At 74.3% G+C, this 18,226-nt stretch carries 14 protein-coding genes; 7 read left to right on the top strand and 7 right to left on the bottom strand.

The features are described from left to right. Positions 1-72: 72 nt before the first annotated feature. Entirely contained in the window at positions 73-1,269 is a 1,197-nt protein-coding gene (locus AMOR_RS10535; protein WP_248360792.1) for a hypothetical protein, read from the top strand. 198 nt (positions 1,270-1,467) lie between these two features. Here the strand turns inward: AMOR_RS10535 and AMOR_RS10530 are convergent, their stop codons facing one another. Continuing rightward, positions 1,468-2,514: a polyprenyl synthetase family protein gene (locus AMOR_RS10530; RefSeq protein WP_248360790.1), complete on the bottom strand. Its 1,047-nt coding sequence runs from the start codon at positions 2,512-2,514 to the stop codon at positions 1,468-1,470. 301 nt (positions 2,515-2,815) lie between these two features. Here AMOR_RS10530 and AMOR_RS10525 point away from each other — a divergent pair, with 301 nt between their 5' ends. Beyond that, positions 2,816-4,879 carry an FG-GAP-like repeat-containing protein gene (locus tag AMOR_RS10525; protein ID WP_248360788.1) on the top strand — a complete coding sequence of 688 codons (2,064 nt, stop codon included), beginning with the start codon at positions 2,816-2,818 and terminating at the stop codon, positions 4,877-4,879. 239 nt (positions 4,880-5,118) lie between these two features. On the opposite strand, the gene AMOR_RS10520 is transcribed toward AMOR_RS10525, so the two are convergent. Together AMOR_RS10520 and AMOR_RS10515 are read right to left on the bottom strand one after the other, a co-directional pair. Further along, positions 5,119-6,633, bottom strand: coding sequence for an ArnT family glycosyltransferase (locus AMOR_RS10520; protein WP_248360786.1), 1,515 nt, complete (start codon positions 6,631-6,633; stop codon positions 5,119-5,121). 288 nt (positions 6,634-6,921) lie between these two features. After that, on the bottom strand, positions 6,922-8,190 hold the full coding sequence (locus tag AMOR_RS10515) for a hypothetical protein (RefSeq protein ID WP_248360784.1): 1,269 nt from the start codon (positions 8,188-8,190) through the stop codon (positions 6,922-6,924). Between the two features lie 51 nt (positions 8,191-8,241). On the opposite strand from AMOR_RS10515, the gene truA reads away from it, so the two are divergent. Next, on the top strand, positions 8,242-8,979 hold the full coding sequence (truA, locus tag AMOR_RS10510) for a tRNA pseudouridine(38-40) synthase TruA (protein ID WP_248360782.1): 738 nt from the start codon (positions 8,242-8,244) through the stop codon (positions 8,977-8,979). 72 nt (positions 8,980-9,051) lie between these two features. After that, complete coding sequence (asd, locus tag AMOR_RS10505) at positions 9,052-10,140, top strand: aspartate-semialdehyde dehydrogenase (protein ID WP_248360780.1); 1,089 nt, start codon at positions 9,052-9,054, stop codon at positions 10,138-10,140. A gap of 106 nt (positions 10,141-10,246) precedes the next feature. On the opposite strand, the gene AMOR_RS10500 is transcribed toward asd, so the two are convergent. Then, the gene (locus tag AMOR_RS10500; RefSeq protein WP_248360778.1) at positions 10,247-10,741 is read right to left on the bottom strand and encodes a chemotaxis protein CheD; all 495 of its coding nucleotides are present in this window, start codon (positions 10,739-10,741) and stop codon (positions 10,247-10,249) included. 274 nt (positions 10,742-11,015) lie between these two features. On the opposite strand from AMOR_RS10500, the gene AMOR_RS10495 reads away from it, so the two are divergent. Further along, on the top strand, positions 11,016-11,453 hold the full coding sequence (locus AMOR_RS10495; RefSeq protein ID WP_248360776.1) for a hemerythrin family protein: 438 nt from the start codon (positions 11,016-11,018) through the stop codon (positions 11,451-11,453). A gap of 28 nt (positions 11,454-11,481) precedes the next feature. Here the strand turns inward: AMOR_RS10495 and AMOR_RS10490 are convergent, their stop codons facing one another. Both AMOR_RS10490 and AMOR_RS10485 read right to left on the bottom strand, forming a co-directional pair. After that, positions 11,482-12,711: a PAS domain-containing sensor histidine kinase gene (locus AMOR_RS10490; protein ID WP_248360774.1), complete on the bottom strand. Its 1,230-nt coding sequence runs from the start codon at positions 12,709-12,711 to the stop codon at positions 11,482-11,484. Between the two features lie 151 nt (positions 12,712-12,862). Further along, positions 12,863-14,755 carry a sulfatase-like hydrolase/transferase gene (locus AMOR_RS10485; protein ID WP_248360772.1) on the bottom strand — a complete coding sequence of 631 codons (1,893 nt, stop codon included), beginning with the start codon at positions 14,753-14,755 and terminating at the stop codon, positions 12,863-12,865. Between the two features lie 137 nt (positions 14,756-14,892). Between AMOR_RS10485 and AMOR_RS10480 the strand changes: the two genes are divergently transcribed. Next, positions 14,893-15,972 (top strand): glycosyltransferase family protein, encoded by a 1,080-nt coding sequence (locus AMOR_RS10480; protein WP_248360770.1) that lies wholly within the window; start codon positions 14,893-14,895, stop codon positions 15,970-15,972. A gap of 94 nt (positions 15,973-16,066) precedes the next feature. Next, positions 16,067-17,476 (top strand): O-antigen ligase family protein, encoded by a 1,410-nt coding sequence (locus AMOR_RS10475; protein WP_248360768.1) that lies wholly within the window; start codon positions 16,067-16,069, stop codon positions 17,474-17,476. Here the strand turns inward: AMOR_RS10475 and AMOR_RS10470 are convergent. Then, positions 17,424-18,191: a glycosyltransferase family 2 protein gene (locus AMOR_RS10470; protein ID WP_248360766.1), complete on the bottom strand. Its 768-nt coding sequence runs from the start codon at positions 18,189-18,191 to the stop codon at positions 17,424-17,426. The genes AMOR_RS10475 and AMOR_RS10470 overlap by 53 nt on opposite strands. Positions 18,192-18,226 lie beyond the last annotated feature (35 nt).

Below are 18,226 nucleotides of genomic sequence, written 5' to 3'. Positions count from 1 at the left end.
GTGACTTTCCACGAAGGGCGGCCCGCGGTGTCTGGAAGGTGAGACGCGCCATCGCTGGACAGGAGCGACACCATGACCAAGCTGCGCCCCGCACTCTCCCTGATCGCCGCCGTCGCCGCGCTCGCCGCGTGCGGCGGGAACGGCTCCACCGATCCCTTCGCCGCCGCGACCCCGGACGTCGCCGGCCTCACGCTCGAGACGAGCGGGACCGGCGAGGGCGTCACGGCGTCCGCCACGTCCGCGGCGACCGCCGACCCCGGGCTCGCCACCGCCGCGGCCTCCGCGGCCTGCGAGCCGTACCAGTACCTCTGCAACATCCACGCGGCCGTGGCGGGCCTGAACGGCTACGTCCGCGCCGTGATCGCGCCGGTCGAGGCCCTCGCGAAGACGACCCCGACGGTGGCCTCGGCGGACGTGCGGGTGTTCGGCCCGGTCGACGTGCCCACCCCCGGTCCCGTCGCGACGTTCCGGCTCACCGTGCAGCAGGTCGCCGAAGGCGCCTTCCGGTGGAAGCTGGACGGCAAGCCCCTCGGCGCCGGCGACGACGCCTACGTGGTCGTCGCCGCCGGCGCGATGCGCCGCGGCCCGGGCGACCTTCCGCACCGCGGCCGCGGGACGCTCGGCATCGACCTCGACCACCTCTACGCGCTGAACCCGGCCGGCGCGGCGCCGATCTGGAACGGCGAGGGCAAGCTCCTCGTCGGCTTCGGCCACGTCGGCGGGGCGAAGTCGCTCGCGTACGCGCTCCGCGACTTCACGCCGGACCGCACGCAGACCCCGCCCATCCCGGCGGCGGCGATCGTCGGTCACCGGACCGCCGCGGGCGTCACGCGCGTCCGCCTCGCCACGGTGAACGAGTTCGTCGGACCGGCCGCGGCCGGGACGGACGCCGGGAACGAGCTGCTCCTCAGCCGCGCCGGGTGGATCCCGGGCGTCGGCGGCCGCGCGGTCGTGGCCGTCGCCGGCGGGGACGTGCCCTCTTACGGCATCGACTTCCTGCTCGGCGTGTCCTGCTACGACGCGGTCGAGCACGAGGTGTTCCGCGCGCTGTTCGGCTGCACCGCCGGGGTCTGCGTGCGCGTCCCGAACGCGCCCGCCGGCTTCGACGTCGGCTCCCCGTCGGCGTGCATCCCGGGCACGGACCTCGGCGTGGACGAGCAGAACCCGCCGGAGGATCCGCAGGCGGGCGTGCAGAGCGAGACGCCCGAGCCGGGCGCGCCGGCGGTGCCGGACCCCGTGCCGTCGAGCATGGCGGACGTGAGCTTCTAGGGAGGATCGCGGAGAAGGGCACGCGGGCCGGGCGAGGCGATCCCTCGCGCCGGCCCGCGGTGCGTCCGGGCCGTGGCTGAGGGGGCTCGTCCGCTGATGGTGAATGGTGCGCGGGGGAACGGGCCACGGGCGCGAGGCACCCTCGCGGGCACGGTGTGCCCGCGCGTATCCGTCGGAGATTCGGTGACGCGGGCTACGTCAGAACGCCCGCTCGGTCAGCGAGACCGCCGCCTCGCGGAGCGCGCGGCGGTGCGCGCCGTCGGGAACCTCCTCGAGCGCCTCCATCGCCTCGCGGGTGTGCGCGCGGGCCAGGGCGCGCGCGGCGTCGACGCCGCCCACCTTCTTCACCGCGTCGATCACCTCGCCCGCCATGGACTCGGGGTCGACGGTTCCGTCCACCACGGCGGAGAGGCGCGCGCGGAGCGCGGGGTCGGCCTCGCAGGCGCGGATGAGCGGGAGCGTCGCCTTCCCCTCGATGAGGTCGGTGCCGAGCCGCTTCCCGAGGAGGTCCGGATCCGCCGCGTAGTCGAGGGCGTCGTCGACGAGCTGGAATGCGATGCCGATGCCCTCGCCGAAGCGGACGAGGGCCTCGGGGATCCGGCCGGTCTCGCCGGCGGCCCACGCGCCCGCGGCGGACGCCCAGCCGAAGAGCGACGCGGTCTTCCCGATCACGACGTCCATGTAGTCCTTCTCCGTGGCCGAGAACGAGCCGCGGAGCGACAGCTGGAGGACCTCGCCCTCGACGAGCCGGCGCATGGTCGCGAGCAGCGTCGGGAGCGCCGCCGAGCGGGCAGGCTCGGCGGAGACGATCTCGAGGGCGCGGGTGAGGAGCCAGTCGCCGGAGAGGACCGAGACCGCGTTGCCCCAGATGACGCGCGACGCCGGCATCCCGCGGCGCAGCGGGCCATCGTCGATGACGTCGTCGTGGAGGAGCGTCGCCGAGTGCGTCAGCTCCGCGGCGACTGCGTACGGCACCGCGGCGCGCATCTCGCCACCGCACGCGCCGCAGGCGAGGAGCGACACCATCGGGCGGATGCGCTTGCCGCCCGCCGACACGAGGTGGCGCGCGGCGGCGCGGAGCTTCTCCTCCGCGTCGACCGTCGCGCGCGTGAGCTGGGTCTCGAGCTCGAGCAGGGTCTCGGGGAGGGCCGGGACGTCGGCGAGGGCGGCCTGGGCGCGCTCGGGACGGACGCCGCGCTGGGCGCTGGCGTCGAGCTGCGCGAGGATGGCCTGCTCCTTCGCCATGCGAGGACCTCCGGCGGAGACCGTTCAAAGAAAGTTGAAGCGCGATATAGCGCGGTCGCCGTCGCTGGGTCAACGGAAGCCGACCCGGCCGGAGGAGGCCGCCCGCCCGGGCTGACGGCTCGCGGCGGGAAGCCCGGAAGGGCGCCGGCGGGGGCGCCCGGGCCCAGCCGTGCGAAGACGGCTTCTCCCGATGTGAAACACGGTTCCCCGCGCCCCGGCGGATCGCGCTGGCGGCGCGCTGGCGCGGGCGGTGCACGGAGGACCGCGCGCGCCCTCGGTCGGGCGCACGGGGGGGACGCGAATGCGGCTCGACCGGTACTCCGTCCTCGCGGCGGCGGTGCTGCTCGCGGGGTGCCCGGGCAGCTCGAAGAAGGACTGTCCCTCGGGGCAGGTCCGGCAGGGGGGCACCTGCGTCGCGCCGCTCTGCGCGGCCGGCTCGCAGGAGTGCGGCAGCACCTGCTGCGCCGCCGACCAGACGTGCGCGGAGCCCGGCGTGTGCCGGGGGAATGCGTGCACCGACTCCGGATCGTGCGCGGCAGGCCAGACCTGCAAGGCGGGCTCCTGCACGAGCTACGATCCGACCTGCCGCTTCGTGCCCGAGAAGGGGCCGTTCGCGCCGCGCGTGGCGTGGCAGTGGACCGGCTCGAAGGTCATGCCGGACTACCGCGACGTCCTCATGACGCCCGTGGTCGTCCCGATCTCGCCGCCGACCGCCGGCGATCTCTTCACGCCGCCCGCGGTGGTGTTCAACAGCATCCGCGGCGATCTCGGCGCGGCCGAGGAGGTGCCGGGCGTGATGCGCGCCGTCCGCGGCGACGACGGCGCCGACCTGTGGACGAGCGATCCCTCCCACCTCGTGAACGGGCTCACCGGGATCGCTGCGGGCGATCTCCACGGCGACGGCCACATGGTGTTCGTGACGGGGCGCTTCTCCGGGTTCGATCCCACGAAGGACGGCGTCGTGGCGTTCGACGATCAGGGCCGGTTCCTCTGGGAGACCATCGGCCCGCGGATCCGCTGGGGCGCGCCGACGATGGCGAACCTCACCGGCGGGCCGCGCGGCAACGTGATCGTCGGCGCGACCGTGCTCGACGCGGACGGGAACGTCCTCTGCCAGGGCAAGTTCGGCGAGGGGCAGAACTTCATGGGCCCGATCTCCGTCGTCGCGGACGTGGACCTCGACGGCAAGCCCGAGATCGTCGCCGGGAACACGGTGTACGACGCGAGCTGCAACCCGAAGCCGGGCTGGCCCGCGAAACAGAAGGACGGCTCGCTGTGGGACGACGGGCTCGTGGCGATCGCCGACTTCACCGGCGACTCCCACCCGGAGATCGTGGTGGTCGGCGTGGGCCAGGTGCGGATGCACGACTGGCAGGGGAACCTGATCTGGGGGCCGATCGCGATCCCGGGCGGCGGCGGCGGCCCGCCGACCATCGCGGACTTCGACGGCGACGGCAAGCTCGAGATCGGCGTCGCCGCGAAGCTCGCGTACACCGTCTTCAAGCCGTTCGCGAAGAACCCCATCCTCTGGTCGCGGCCGACGCAGGACCACTCCGAGGTGACCGGCAGCTCGGTGTTCGACTTCATGAACGACGGGCACTCGCAGGTCGTCTACGGCGACGAGTGCTACACGCACATCTACGACGGCCACACCGGCGACTCGCTGTTCGAGGCGGTGAACCCGAGCTGCACCACGCAGGAGAACCCGGTCATCGCCGACGTGAACCGCGACGGGCGCGCCGAGATCGTGGTCGCGACGAACTCCGTCTGCGCATACCAGTGTCCGTGGGGGAACCAGTACGACTCCGGCATGAAGGGCATCACCGTCTACAAGGACCTGAACGATCGCTGGGTCGGCACGCGGCCGATGTGGAACCAGCACGCGTACAGCGTCACGAACGTCGAGGACGACGGGAAGCTGCCCTGGCCGATTCCGAACTTCTGGCAGATGGCGGGGCTGAACGCGTTCCGGAAGAACCCGGTGGGCGACCCGAACTACTCGGCGCCGGATCTCGCCGCCGAGGCGGGGGACGTCGTCGTCGACACGAGCGCGTGCCCCAGGACGCTCTCGGTGACGGTGCGGGTGTGGAACCGGGGCGCGGTGCCCGCCGCGGAGGGCATCCCGGTCACGTTCCGCGCCGATCCCGGCGGCGCCCTCTACGGGACCGTCCTCACGAAGACGACGATCCTGCCCGGCCGCTCCGAGGACGTGACGCTCCGGATCGACGCCCCGCCGCGCCAGCCGACCGGGGTCGTCGTCGAGCTCGACCGCGACGCGAGCGGGAATGGCGTCGTCGGCGAGTGCGACCAGTCGAACAACGTCGTCCACGCGGGCGACGCGTTCTGCGTGGGGTCGAGCCTGTGAGCGCCCTTCGACTCCGGCGCGCTTCGCGCGCCTACGCTCAGGGCGACCGGGGACATGGTGTGGCTCAGAGCGTGACGCTCAGGGCGACCGGGGACATGGTGTGGCTCAGTGCCTGACGCTCTGGCCGACCGGGAAATCCGTTCGCCCTGAGCGTAGCGCCCGCTCTCGCGTTTGCATGCGTCCGGTGGCGGGCGCGGAGTCGAAGGGCGAGCCGCCGGGCTCCGCGGGGTCGGGAAGCGTCAGATGAACCGCTTCAGCCGGGGCCAGATGGCGGAGACCGGGCCGCGCGCGCCGCGGCAGATCCACACGACCCGCGCGTCCTCGTACGGCATCACCCACGGCGAGGGCGGGAGGCTCGCCGCGCGCACCTTCTCCCGGTAGAACCCCCCGCAGTCCTCGTCCTCGTCGCCGATCACGAGGAGGGGATCGCCCCGCCCGGCGGGCACGCCCCAGAGCCAGTACTGGTTCTGCCCGGAGATCGCGGGCGGCAGGTCCAGGCTCCGCCGGTACGCGTCGATCGCGCCCGCCTCGCCGTAGTTCGCGCCGTAGACCGCGGCGGTCGCGCGCTCCGCCGGCGGCAGCGCCCGGTACACGTTCGAGATCGCGCCGGCGAGCTCCCGCCAGCCGTGCATGTCCGCGAAGTGCTGCGGGAGGACGCCGTACGCCATCCGCTCCATGCGCTGCGGCTTCTCCCCGAGCGCCGCCTGGTACCGGACGAGCGCGGGCTCCGGGAGGATGGGGATCGCGAGGGGCGCCGGGACGAGGCCGAGGAGGAGGACCGCGGCGGGCACGGCGACCGCGAGCATCCGGCGCCGGAGCAGCGGGACGGCCGCGGCGCCGGCGACGGCGGCCAGCGCCGGGAGGACCGGCCGCGTGTAGTAGTCCTTCCCGTGGGACGCGAGGAGCATCGCGAAGAAGAGGAGCGCGCCGATCCCGAGGAAGCGGGCCGGCGCCGCCCGCCGCGCGGCGAGAGCCCACGCGAGCCCCGCGATCCACACGGGCGCGAGGAGCGGGTTCGTCATCTTCAGGAGTCCCAGGAGGAAGCTCGCGAGCGTGAACGGCGCGTTCTTGTGCAGCAGCCCGTTCCGCACGAGCTCGAGGAACGGGAACCCGTGCGCCGCCTGCCACGCGAAGTTCGGCAGCACCGCCACGAGCCCGACCGCGGCGCCCGCGAGCACCCACCGCGTCCGGAGCGCTCGCCGGGCCGGGGTCGCGACCATTCCGGCGAGGAGTGCGAGGGTCGCGAGCGCGGCCGTGTACTTGAAGAGGACGGCGAGCCCGGCGAGCCCGCCCGCGGCGACCCAGAGCCGAGAGTCCTCGCCCTGGACGAGGCGGACGAGGACCACGACGAGCGCCGTCACGAGGAGCGTCTCGAAGACGTTCATCGTGAGGAGGTGGTCGAGGGCGAGCAGGGCCGGCGCGCCGATCACGAGGACGCAGGCGAGCGCGGCGCCGGCGGCGGTCGCGCCGAGCCGCAGCGCGAGCCGCCCGGCGAGCCAGACGGTCCCCGCCCCCGCGAGCCACGGCAGGAGCCGCAGCCCCGGCACCCACGTCCCGAAGAGCGCCGTCGCCGCGCGGGCGACGACCGCGATCCCGGGCGGCTGGTCGACGTACCCAGCGGACAGCCGGTCGCCGCACGCCATGAAGTAGAGCTCGTCGCGGAAGATGCCGTAGCGGTCCCAGCAGAGCGCGTGGAGGAGGAGCGCGAGCGCCGCGAAGGCGAGGGGGACGAGGCGGGAGGCGCGGGGGGTCACCCGCGGAAGGCTAGCGCACCGCGCGGGGCGCCGAAGCGCCCTCGATGGCGCGGAACGTGCCCGTGGCCGTGCCCGTACACGTGCCCGGGCCTCTCCGTGCCCGCTACCCGCGTCCCGTGGCCCGTCGGCCCTGGCCCGTTCCCGTCCCATATCCGGCTCGGGGCCGGTCACGGGTGGGCGGGCACGGCTCACGGGCGACGGGCCACGGGAGGCGGGCCACGGTCACGGGGGCGGGCACGGCAACGGTCACGGGCACGGTGACGGGGTCGTCACCGCCGGTGAATCGCCTCAGCTCCTCCACGTCTCCAGCACCACGTCGTCGTAGTAGACCTCGCCCTCATAGTAGTTCTCGTGCGGATCCCCGAACACGAACCACTCCGGCCAGACGCCGCCCGCCTCCCAGCGCGGATTCCCCGGCGCGATCGAGTCGAAGGTCCCGGCGTCCTCGCAGCCCTTCGCGCCGGCCGCCTCCTCGGGCGTCGCCGGGTAGTGGAAGACGCAGTGGGCCGCCGCGTCGATCGTCGCCGTGTACGTCCGCTCGCCGCCGAAGCGGAACTTCCCGGAGACGGTGAGCGTGTACTTCGGCCCGTCGCGCTCGATGGTGACGCGGTACCACGTGTCGGCGAGGTACGCGTCCACCGCCCGGATCGCGCCGGACGGCTGCCAGGCGCCCGCCGAGTACGTGAAGAAGGGCGGGCCGGTCTTCTCGTCGCCGGGGCGGCTGCCGTCGAGCGCGATCATCGTGACGGGGTGCTCGGCGTTCCACACGAAGTCCTGCCCGTTCCAGAGCTCGAGCCAGGGCGGGTAGTTGTTGTCGGAGTCGATCACGACCTTGCGGTGGTGGTGGATCCAGGTGTTGTTGTGCGGCCGGGGAACGTGGTCGAGGATCGACAGCCAGTAGAAGCCGTTCTGGCCCGTGGCGTCGTCGGCCGGCCACCACGGCCCCGCCTTCTCGCCGCCGGTGTAGCCGTTCAGGCCCGCCTTCCCGTCGCCGAACGACGCGAACCCGACGCGGAGCGAGACGCGGTACCGGGCCGGCAGGGCCGCGCTCGGGCGGACGACGGTCGCGTCGGTGTGCTCCGGAGAGCGGATCCGCAGCACGTGGTTCGACGGATCGGCCGGATCGACGGCGACGTCCGCGAAGCGCGAAAGCGGCGCGCCGGGCCGGAGCGTGTACGACTCGATGGTGAGCCAGCTCCCCGTCGAGAACGGCACCGTGGCGCGGTAGGCCGCGGCCGGCGTCACGCCCTTGCGCTGGAAGAAGACGCCGGCGTCGCCAAAGGGCCCGTCGTCGGGCGTCGGCGCGGACGTGAGCGTCGCGGCGGGGAGGGCGGCGTCGAAGTGCTCCTCGGCGGCGACGGCCCACCCCGGAGCGCCGGGAGGCGGCGCGGGCGGCTGCCCGGTCGTCGGCGGCGCCGGCGCCGGATCGGCGGGCGCAGGCGACGGCTCGGACGGCGTGGGCGACGGCTCGGACGGAGCCGGACCGGTGGGGGCGGGGTGTCCGCCGCCGCCGCCGCAGGCGAGGCCGGCGGCGAGGAGCATCGGGAGGGCGCGCATGCGGTGGGGAACGCGCGGGGCGCGCCGGTTCGTCCGTGCTACGGTGCGCACGTGCCGGTGGTGAAGCTCATCGTCGAGTACGACGGCACCCGCTACGTCGGGTGGCAGGTCCAGCCGAACGGCCCATCCGTGCAGGCGGAGATCGAGCGGGCGCTCGGGACGCTGCACAAGGTCGCGCGCCGGGTGACCGCTGCGGGCCGCACCGACGCGGGCGTGCACGCGCGCGGGCAGGTCGTGTCGTTCCGCGAGGAGCATCCGCTCCCCGTGAAGGCCTACGTGATGGGCATGAACGCCCTCCTCCCGCCGGACGTCGCGGTGCGCGCGGCGAGCGTGGAGCCGGACGGCTTCGACGCGCGCCGGAGCGCCCGCGGGAAGCGGTACCGGTACGTCATCGAGAACGGCCCGACGCGGGCGCCGCTCACCCGGCTCGCCGCCTGGCAGCTCTTCCACCGGCTCGACGTCCAGGCGATGCAGGAGGGCGCCCGGCACCTCGTCGGCCGCCACGACTTCGCGGCGTTCCAGGCCTCGGACTGCGCCTGCGATCACGCCGTCCGGGAGGTGCGCCGGCTCGACGTGCTCGGCGAGCCTGGCGCGCGGATCGAGGTCGTCATCGAGGCGACCGCCTTCGTGAAGCACATGGTCCGGAACATCGTCGGGACGCTCGTCGAGGTCGGCCTGGCGAAGCGCGCGGCGTCGGCGCTGCCGGCGCTCGTCGCCTCGGGCGACCGGACGCGCGCCGGCCCGACGGCTCCCCCGCAGGGGTTGTGCCTGGAAGAGGTCTTTTACTGAAGGCGCGCCGGGCAGAGACGACGCCCGGTGCGTGTTACACTCCCACCCCTTCCCGTTCCCGGAGGCCCCCGGATGTCGCAGAAGAAGCTCAAGGTCGGCGTGCTCGGCGCGACCGGCATGGTCGGCCAGCGGTTCGTCGCTCTCCTCGAGAACCACCCCTGGTTCGAGGTGACGCTCGTCGCGGCGAGCGCCAACTCCGCCGGCCAGAAGTACGCCGACGCGGTGAAGGGGCGCTGGGCCCTCAAGTCGCAGATCCCGGCCGGCACCGCCGGGCTCACGGTGAAGAACGCGTCCGACGTCGCCGCGATCTCCGACGCGGTGGACTTCGTGTTCTGCGCCGTCGACATGACGAAGGAGGAGACGGCGAAGCTCGAGGAGGACTACGCCAAGCGCGAGACCCCCGTCGTCTCCAACAACTCCGCGCACCGCGGCACGCCCGACGTGCCGATGATGATTCCCGAGATCAACCCCGACCACGCCCAGGTCATCGAGGCGCAGCGGAAGCGGCTCGGCGCGAAGCGCGGGTTCATCGCCGTGAAGCCGAACTGCTCGCTCCAGAGCTACGTCCCGGCCATCCACCCGCTCATGAAGTTCGGGCCGAAGAAGATCGCCGTCTGCACCTATCAGGCGATCTCCGGCGCGGGGAAGACCTTCGAGTCCTGGCCGGAGATGGTCGACAACGTCATCCCGTTCATCAAGGGCGAGGAGGAGAAGTCGGAGAAGGAGCCCATGAAGATCTGGGGCCGGCTCGAGGGCGGGAAGATCGTCGCCGCCCAGGATCCGGTGATCACCGCGCAGTGCCTCCGCGTCCCGGTCTCCGACGGCCACATGGCCGCCGTGTTCGTCCAGTTCGAGCGGAAGCCGTCCCGCGAGGACGTCCTCGAGCTGTGGAAGAGCTTCAGCGGGAAGCCGCAGAAGCTGGGCCTGCCCTCCGCGCCGAAGCCGTTCCTCACGTACTTCGAGGAGGACTCCCGGCCGCAGACGCGGCTCGATCGCGACGCCGGCAACGGGCAGGCGGTGACCATCGGCCGGCTCCGTCCCGACGCGCTCTTCGACTACCGCTTCGTCGCGCTCTCGCACAACACCGTGCGCGGCGCGGCCGGCGGCGCCGTCCTCACCGCCGAGCTGCTCACCGCGGACGGCTGGATCCAGGCGAAGTAGGCGTCCCGAGACGCGCCTCGCCGCTCGTTCCCACGGGCTGACCTTCCCTCTCCCCCACCGGGGGAGAGGGCCAGGGTGAGGGGGCTGCCGCAGGCTCCCCGGCGCCTCAGCCGACGCTCGAGACCTGCGCCTCGCCCGTCGCGAGGAACACGAGCTTCCTGCTCTTCGCGCCTCCCACGTCCCGCCCCACGATCGGGATCGCCTTCTCCTCGAGGGCGCGGACGGCGAGGCGCGCGTTGCGGGTCCCGAGGTGGTTCTCGGGATCGCCGACCGCGATCCCGATCGTCGCCCCGCCGTAGACGCGGGCGCGAAGGCGGTGCGCGAGCGCGCCCGCCGCGAGCAGCCGCTCGTGCAGCGTCCGCATCGCGAGCGTGCCGTGGCGGCAGGACTCGGCGCCGACGCCGCTGCCCAGGTTCGGCAGCATGAAGTGGTTCATGCCGGCGAGGCCGGCATACGGATCCCAGAGGCAGACCGCCACGCACGAGCCGAGGATCGCGACCGCCTCTGTCGGCGCGGCGAACACGTGGACCTGTCCAGGCTGCACGTAGATCTGGGGGACGGCTGTCTCGGGCGAACGGAGCGCGGCGGCGGTGGAGCTCATCTCGGGCGACCTCGGGTTCCCGGCTGCGGGGAACTCCTTACTACAACCCCCGTGCCGGGTGCGGCCCCGCGTCTCACGGAGCCGCATGACGTGAATTCGCGGTGTTGCGTGCGGCGACGCGGGTGCCTGCCCTGGGGTGAGCGCGACCCGAGGCAGGTCGCCGGCAGGAATGCCCCGGGGGTCGGCACGAAGGGGCGAAGCCCGGATGCGCGCCGGCCGGCCCGGAATTACGTTGAGCCCGCCTTTCCTCGCCCGACCCGCTCGGAGGCGCCGGATGCCGTACATCGACCCGTCCCAGATCCCCGAGCTGCCGCTCGCGTTCATGAACTCGGACCACGCGGAGGAGGTCCGGCTGCTCGAGGACCTCGGGGTGGCGCTCGACGCCCATCGCAAGGGCGGCGCGGCGCAGCCGGTGCTCGAGCGCCTCGCGCTGCTCGCCGTCCACACCCGCGAGCACTTCCTCCGCGAGGAGCAGGTGATGCGCGAGACCGCGTTCCCCGCGTACCCGATCCACAAGGCGGAGCACGACCGCGTGCTCGCCGAGATGGACCAGGAGGCGCGGCGGTTCCGGGAGGGCGGGGATCCGGCGCGGCTCTGGTCGTACCTGTTCGAGGTGGTGCCGGCGTGGTTCGTCCAGCACATCCGGACGATGGACCACATGACCGCGCGCTTCGTGGCGGCGCGAGCCGCCGCCCCGTCCGCGCGCGTCTAGCCGATCGCCGGCGCTCCGGCCGGCCCGCTCACGCTGCGGGCAGCCGGACGCGGAACACGGCTCCGTGCCCGGGGGCGCTCTCCACCGTCACCGCTCCGCCCTGCGCCTCGGTCAGGATCCGCGTGACGTAGAGCCCGAGCCCGGTGCCCTGGCGGCGGGAGGGCCGCGTGCCGCGGAAGTACCGCTCGAACAGGCGCGGCAGGTCCTCCGCCGGGATCCCGGGCCCCTCGTCGGCGACGACCACGATGCGCTCCGCGCCGGCGGCCTCGCTCGCGATCCGCACCGGGGAGGGCGCGTCGGAGTACTTGAGCGCGTTCCCGATGAGGTTCGTGAGGATCCGCTCGAGGTGGGCGGGATCGGCGCGGACCGCCGCGTCCGGCTCGAGCGAGATCGCGAGGCGCGCGCCGCCCTGGTCCGCGAAGACGCGCTGGGCGAGGTCCTGCACGAACGGGGCGAGCGGGATCGGCTCGGGCTGCGGCTTCAGGCCGTCCGGCGTGAGCCGGGCGAGGTGCAGGACGTCCTGCAGCGCGGCGGTCATCCGGCGCGCGCTCTCGACGATCGCGCGCGCGGTGCGGGTCGTCTTCTCGGGATCGCCCGGGTTGCGGGCGAGCGCCTCCGCGCGGAGCAGCACGGCCTGGAGCGGCGTGCGGAAGTCGTGCGACACGGCGCGGAGCAGGTCCTCGCGCTCGGACACGAGCCGCTCCCGCTCGGCCTCGACGCGGACGCGCTCGGTGACGTCGCGCGCGATCCCCTCGACGGCGATGGGCACGCCGCGCTCGTCGCGGATGAGGACGTTCCGGTGCTCGGCACAGATCACGGCGCCGTCGCGGCGACGCCAGCGCAGCGTCAGCGGCGCCTCGCATGGCGCCCGGAGCGCCGCCTCCATCCGCGGGAGGTCCTCCGGAAGGACAATCCGCCTGAGGAGGCCGGGGTCGGCGTAGTGTTCCTCGGGCGTGATGCCCAGCACCTTGGTCGTCGCCGGGCTCACGTACTCCAGACCGGGCGGATCCAGTCGGTACCGGTACACGACGTCCGGCGCGTCCTCCGCAAGGAGCCGGAACCGGCGCTCGCTGTCCTCGGCGCGCGCGAGGGCTCGCTGCGCTTCCTCGCGCTGCGCCTCGAGCCGGCGGCGGTCGGAGCGGACGCGCGCCACGAGCAGCGCGACCACGACCCAGAGCAGCACGTGCCCGAGGAGGACGTGGTTGACGAGCGACGGCGCGAAGCCGACGGCCCAGGCGAAGGTCCCCGACGAGAACACGCGCGCTCCCCCCTCCTCACCCCGTGCGCGCTCGGAGCGAGAACGAGAAGGCTAGCGCGGAGCGGGCGTCACGCGCCAGCGCCGGGGCCCGCCATACGGGTGGCGCGGTACGGGGCCGCGCGACAGGGGGCCGCGCGCCTCGGGATGCGCTCTAGGGCGCGGGGGCGGCGAGCGCGGGCGGCATCCGGGCCGCTCGCGCCGTGGTCGTGACGGGCGACTGCGGGTCGCCGCGGAGGGCGCGCATGATCTTGCCGGCGTTCGCCGCGAGCCGCTCGGGTCCGTCCGGGAGCGGCCGGTCCGAGGGATCGGTGATCTCCGCGGTGCCGAGGCCGGCGTACATCCGGACCTTCAGGTCCTTGCCGATCACCGCGTACCGGGGCTCCCAGCCGACGGTCGCGACGACGAACCGATCGGGCTGCGCGTCGAACATGTTCATGCCGTCCGAGTACAGCGCGGGCGGGTGGTGGTCGCCGAGGAGCGCGAACAGCGTCGGCGCGGCGTCGACGTGCGAGGTCGGGGAGTCGAAGACGCCGCGCGGCACGCCCGGGCCGAAGATGGCCGCGGGGACGTGGATCTGCTCCTCGTTCACGTCGGAGCCGTGCGCGATGTGCCCCTTCTCCCGGAACTCCTCGCCGTGGTCGGCGGTGAAGAACACGAGCGGCGCCCGCCCGCGGCTGCTCTCGACGGACGAGAGGAGCTGCTCGATCCGGCGGTCCACCGTGTGGAGCGAGTTCCGCGCCCGGTTCTTGATGAGGGGCCCGGGGACGGTGGTCGCCTTCACGCCGCCGCTCCCGTCCCACTCCGGCTCGAAGACGCGGTCCTCGGGCTCGTACGGATAGTCGAAGTGGGGCCCGACGAAGAAGACGAAGAGGAAGAGCGGCTCGTCCTTCGGCGTCGCCGCGGCGATCTCCTGGGCGCGCTTCACCATCTCGCGGTCGCGGACGAGCCCCTGCGGCACGTCGCACCAGGACTCGAGCGCGTCGCCGACGCCGCCGAAGACCGTCTGCTTGAGGTCCATCCAGTCGACGCACGACGCCGCGAGCATGTGCACGTCGTAGCCGTTCGCCTTGAACGCCGGGAACAGCATCGGGCGGCGGCCGGCGCCGACCGTCGCCTCGAGCTTCTGGGCCTGGATGCCGTAGAAGAGCGAGAAGATCGCGTAGTGGGTCGCGCTGGCGGTGGAGTAGTGGTTCGTGAAGCGGGCCCCGTCCTCCGCGCGCCGCCAGACGTTCGGCATCGTCCGCGCGTCGAGGTGGTCGTGCGGCGTGGACTCCACCGCGATGAACACGACGTCCGGCTTCCGCTCGAGGTGGATCTCCCGCGCGTCGATGCCCGCCGGGAGCCGCATGGCGTCCGCGCCCGCGAACGGATCCTTCGTCTGCTTGCCGAAGATCGCGTCGGCGATGGATCCCATCCGGATGGGCGGCTGCAGCGGGAGCACCCCCGACGCGGCGAAGATCGCCGGGCCGCCGAAGTGGGTGAGGAACTGGCCGTACACCCGCTCCGCGCCCGCCAGGAGGAGCACGGCGGCCGCGAGGCGCCACGCGCGGCGCCCCGGCCGCGCGCCGCGGCCGACGAACCAGGCGCCGACGAGCGTGTCGAGGACGACGAACCCGGCGCCGAGCGCCAGGAACACCGCCACGTCGCGGAACGAGATGCCGGTCTCCTGGAGCGCCCGGGGCTGCAGCAGCACCCGGAAGAAGAAGCCGTTCAGGTGGAAGCCGACCGCCCGGTACACCTGGCTGTCGAGCGCGAGGGCGACCGTCGCGAGGCCCGAGAGCGCCGGCGCCACGAAGCGGTAGGTCCGGGGCCACAGCGAGAACGGGAGCGCGACGAGGAACGCGACCAGCCCGAGCAGGAGCGCCTGCGGGAGGAAGGTCGGCCACAGCGCGAGGTGGTAGCGCGGCGGCGCGGCGTGCACCGCGGACGCGATCGACGGCGCGTAGAGCGCCAGGAACAGCGGGACGTGGAGGAGCGCCCAGGCGAGCGCGGCGCCGCGGAACGCCGGACGGCCGGGCGCGCGGAGCGCAGAGGAGACGAGCATCGAAGCCGGAACCTAGCAAAGCCACGCCCCGCGTGGAAGGTGACCTCCGCGTGTCCCCCGGCGGGCGGCCGAGCGGCCGGCGCCCTCGCGGCGCGTGGTAGAGTCCCGCCCTTCCTGCGCCCGTCCCGGAGCCGTCGTTGCCCGACCCGCTGCACATCCTCGAGCCGACCCTGGTCGACGAGGCCGGCCACTGCCGCAGCTTCACGGAGAGCCTCTGCGCGGCGGCCCGCGGCCATCCGGTGACGCTGTGGGTCGGCCGCGGCGCGCGCCTGTCGTCGCTCCCCTCCGAGGTCCGCGTCGAGCCGCACTTCCATCGGCGGCTCCGGCGGGTGCAGGCGCTGCTCCTCATGCGCCGCCTGCTCCGGGCGCCCGGGCGGATCTTCGTCGCGACCGCCGGACGCGTCGACTTCGTCCTGCTCGATCTGGCGGCGCGGGGGCTCGAGATCCCGCCGGCGAAGGTCTTCCTCTACGTGCACTGGTACCGCGACACCGCCGCGCGGCGCCGGACGCTCGCGCGGATCGCGCGCCGCCGGCCGGAGCTCGTCGTGCTCGGGCCGACGGAGGACATCGTCGACCGGCTCCGCGCCTGCGGGTTCCAGCGCGCGCAGGTCGTCCCGTACCCCATCACGCCGGCGGCGCCGGACCGCGCCGGCGCTCCCGTGCCCTTCGCGCACGTCCTCTTCGCCGGCGCCGCTCGCCAGGACAAGGGCTTCCGGAGCGTCGTCGATCTCGTCGAGCACCTCGCGCGCAGCGACGCCGCCGTCCCCGTCGTCGTGCAGAGCTCGTCGGAGCAGCACGACCGGCACGATCACGCGACGCGCGCCGAGCTCGAGCGGCTCCGCGCGCTTCCGTACCCGGCGCTCACGCTCCTCCCCGAGACGCTGCCCGCCGAGCGGTACGGCGCGCTCTTCGCGGGCGGGATCTGCCTGCAGCCCTACGACGTCCGGGAGTTCGCGAACCGCGTGAGCGGCGTGACCCTGGACGCGCTCTCGCGCGGGTGCCCGATCGTGGCGGTGCGGGGGACCTGGACGGCGCGGATCGTGGACCGCTTCGGCGCCGGGGTCGTCGTGGACGACACCACGCCCGAGACGCTCCACGGCGCGGTGCGAGCCGTGATCGACCGCTACCCCGAGTTCCAGGCGCGGGCGCGGCGCGGCGGCGCGAGCCTCCAGGAGGAGAACGACTCCCGGCGGCTGTTCGACGTCCTCACCGCGTAGCGCCCGGGTCCGCCGCGGCGGCTCCCCAACCGGCACCGCGTCCCGTCCCCGCCGGGCGATGCCGCCCGGCCGCGCGTGCGCACGTTCGCTCGTGATGCTCCCCTCCCGCGCCGGCGCGATCTCGCCCGCCGCGGCGTCCCACCTGCCCGCCTCGAGCGTCTCCAGGGCCGCGGCGCTCGCCGCCCGCGCGGGCCTGCTCGCCTTCGCGTTCTTCCTCCCGATCTCGATCGCCGGCATGCAGATCGGGCTCGGGGTCGCCGCCGCGGGCGTCGCCGTCGCCGGGGCGCTCGGCGCGCCGGTCTGGCGACGGACCGCGCCGATCGCCTGGCCCGTGCTCCTCCTCGTCGCGGCGGCGATCCTCTCGGTCGCCCTCGCCTGGGCCGCCGGCACGCGCCCCGCGGGCCCGTTCCGGGCCACGCTCTGGAAGACCTTCCTCACGCCGCTGGTCGTCGTCGCGGCGCTCCGCCTCGAGCGCGCCGGAGACCGGCCGGACTCGCCGCGCGCGCGGGCGCTCGCGGCGCTCGCCGCCTGGTCCGCGGGCGCGATCGTGGTCGGCGCCATCGCCCTCGTCCAGCCGTGGACGGGGTTCGACCCGCTCTCCTGGCTGCACACCGCGCCGATCCGGACCACGGCGGAGCGCGCCGCCTGGCCCGGCCACTTCCACGCGCTCGGCTTCTTCACGCAGTACGCGCTCCTTCCGCTGAGCCTCCTGCCGCCGCTCGCGCTCGCCCTCCCGGTGTGCGCGCTCGCGCCGCTCGAGCCCTGGCGCCGGGCCCTCCTCGGAGCCGCGGCGGCGGCGGCGGCGGTGGCATCCGTCCTGAGCCTCGCCCGGAGCGCGTGGGTGGCGCTCGCGGTGATCGCGGGCGTCCTCGTCGTCGCCTCCGCGCGCGCCGCACCGCGGCGCGTCGGCGCGTGGGCCGCGGCGGCCGGCACGGCGCTCGGCGCGTTCGGGCTCGCGGTGCCGGGGATCCGGACGCGGGTCGAGCTGGGCTCGACCCTGGCGGCGAACGCCGACAGGCTCCTCATCTGGCGGGTCTGCGGCGAGGTCCGCGCCGACCACCCGTGGGTCGGCACCGGGCTCGGCAACTTCGGGCGCGTCGCCGGCCCGTACTTCGACCGGCTCGCGCCCGGCTGGCTCGCGCGGAGCGCCTGCCACGACGCGTTCCTGTCGTTCCTCGTGGAGGGTGGGCCGCTCCTCCTGGCGGCCGGCGTCGGGTGGTTCGGCCTCCTCGCCGCCGGGTTCCTGCGCGCGCGGCGCGCGGCCGTCGACGCCGGCGACCGGCTCGCGGCGGCGGCGGCGGCCGGCGCGCTCGCGGCGCTCGCCGCCACGCTCTCGAACGCGCTCGTCCACGACGTGTTCCACTCGAGCGAGTCCGCCTACGCCATCGGCCTCGCGCTCGGGTGCGCGGCGGTCCTCGCCCGGCCCGCCCAGGGGCTCCGGGGCCGCGCGGCTACCGGGGCGCGGCCGCCTCGCGCTGCAGCTCGCGGAGCTTCGCGTACTTGAGGAGCGTCGAGTTCGCGTGCAGGCACGCGAGCGCGAGCCCGTGGATCCCGTCGAGGAACCCGCGGCGGAGCACGTACGCGCGGAAGAAGGTGAAGAGCGGCGCGAAGGCGATCTTCGCGAGCGAGACGCGCCGGCCCCGCTCGAACAGCTCGCGCGCGGCGAGCGTCGAGTAGCGGTTCGCCTTCACGACCGTGTCCTCGAGCCGGAGGTACGTGTAGTGGAGGAGGTGGCCCGGGAGCCGCGCCACCGGGAGGCCGTCCGGGAGCACGAGCCCCTCGTGCACCGGGCTCGCGTCCCACGTCGCCGCGTCCCGCGGGAAGAGCCGCACCTTCCGGTCGGGGTACTCGAGGCCGTGGCGGATGAACCGTCCGTTGTACGAGTTGAGCCGCGACACCGCGTAGACGCCCGCGAGGCCGCCGTCGCGCGCGGCGCGGATCGCGTCACGCAGCGTGTCGTCGAGCGCCTCGTCGGCGTCGAGCGAGAGGACGTACCGGTGGCTCGCCGCCGCGTTCCCGAGGTTCTTCTGCGGCCCGAAGCCGAGCCAGGGCTGGCGGATCACGCGCGCGCCGAGCCGCTCCGCGATCGCCGCGGTGTCGTCGGTCGAGAGGTCGTCCACCACGACCACCTCGTCGACGACGCCCGCGAGCGAGCGCAGGCACCGCTCGATGTTCCGGGCCTCGTTCTTCGTGATGACGACCGCGGAGATCCGGTCCATGGGCGGCGCGACCTTACCCCGAAGCGCCGGGTGCG

Origin of the sequence: Anaeromyxobacter oryzae, from assembly GCF_023169945.1 — a bacterium.
Taxonomy (GTDB): Bacteria; Myxococcota; Myxococcia; order Myxococcales; family Anaeromyxobacteraceae; genus Anaeromyxobacter; species Anaeromyxobacter oryzae.
Note: the sequence above shows the minus strand (reverse complement) of the source record. Positions and strands in the feature narration are given on the sequence as shown.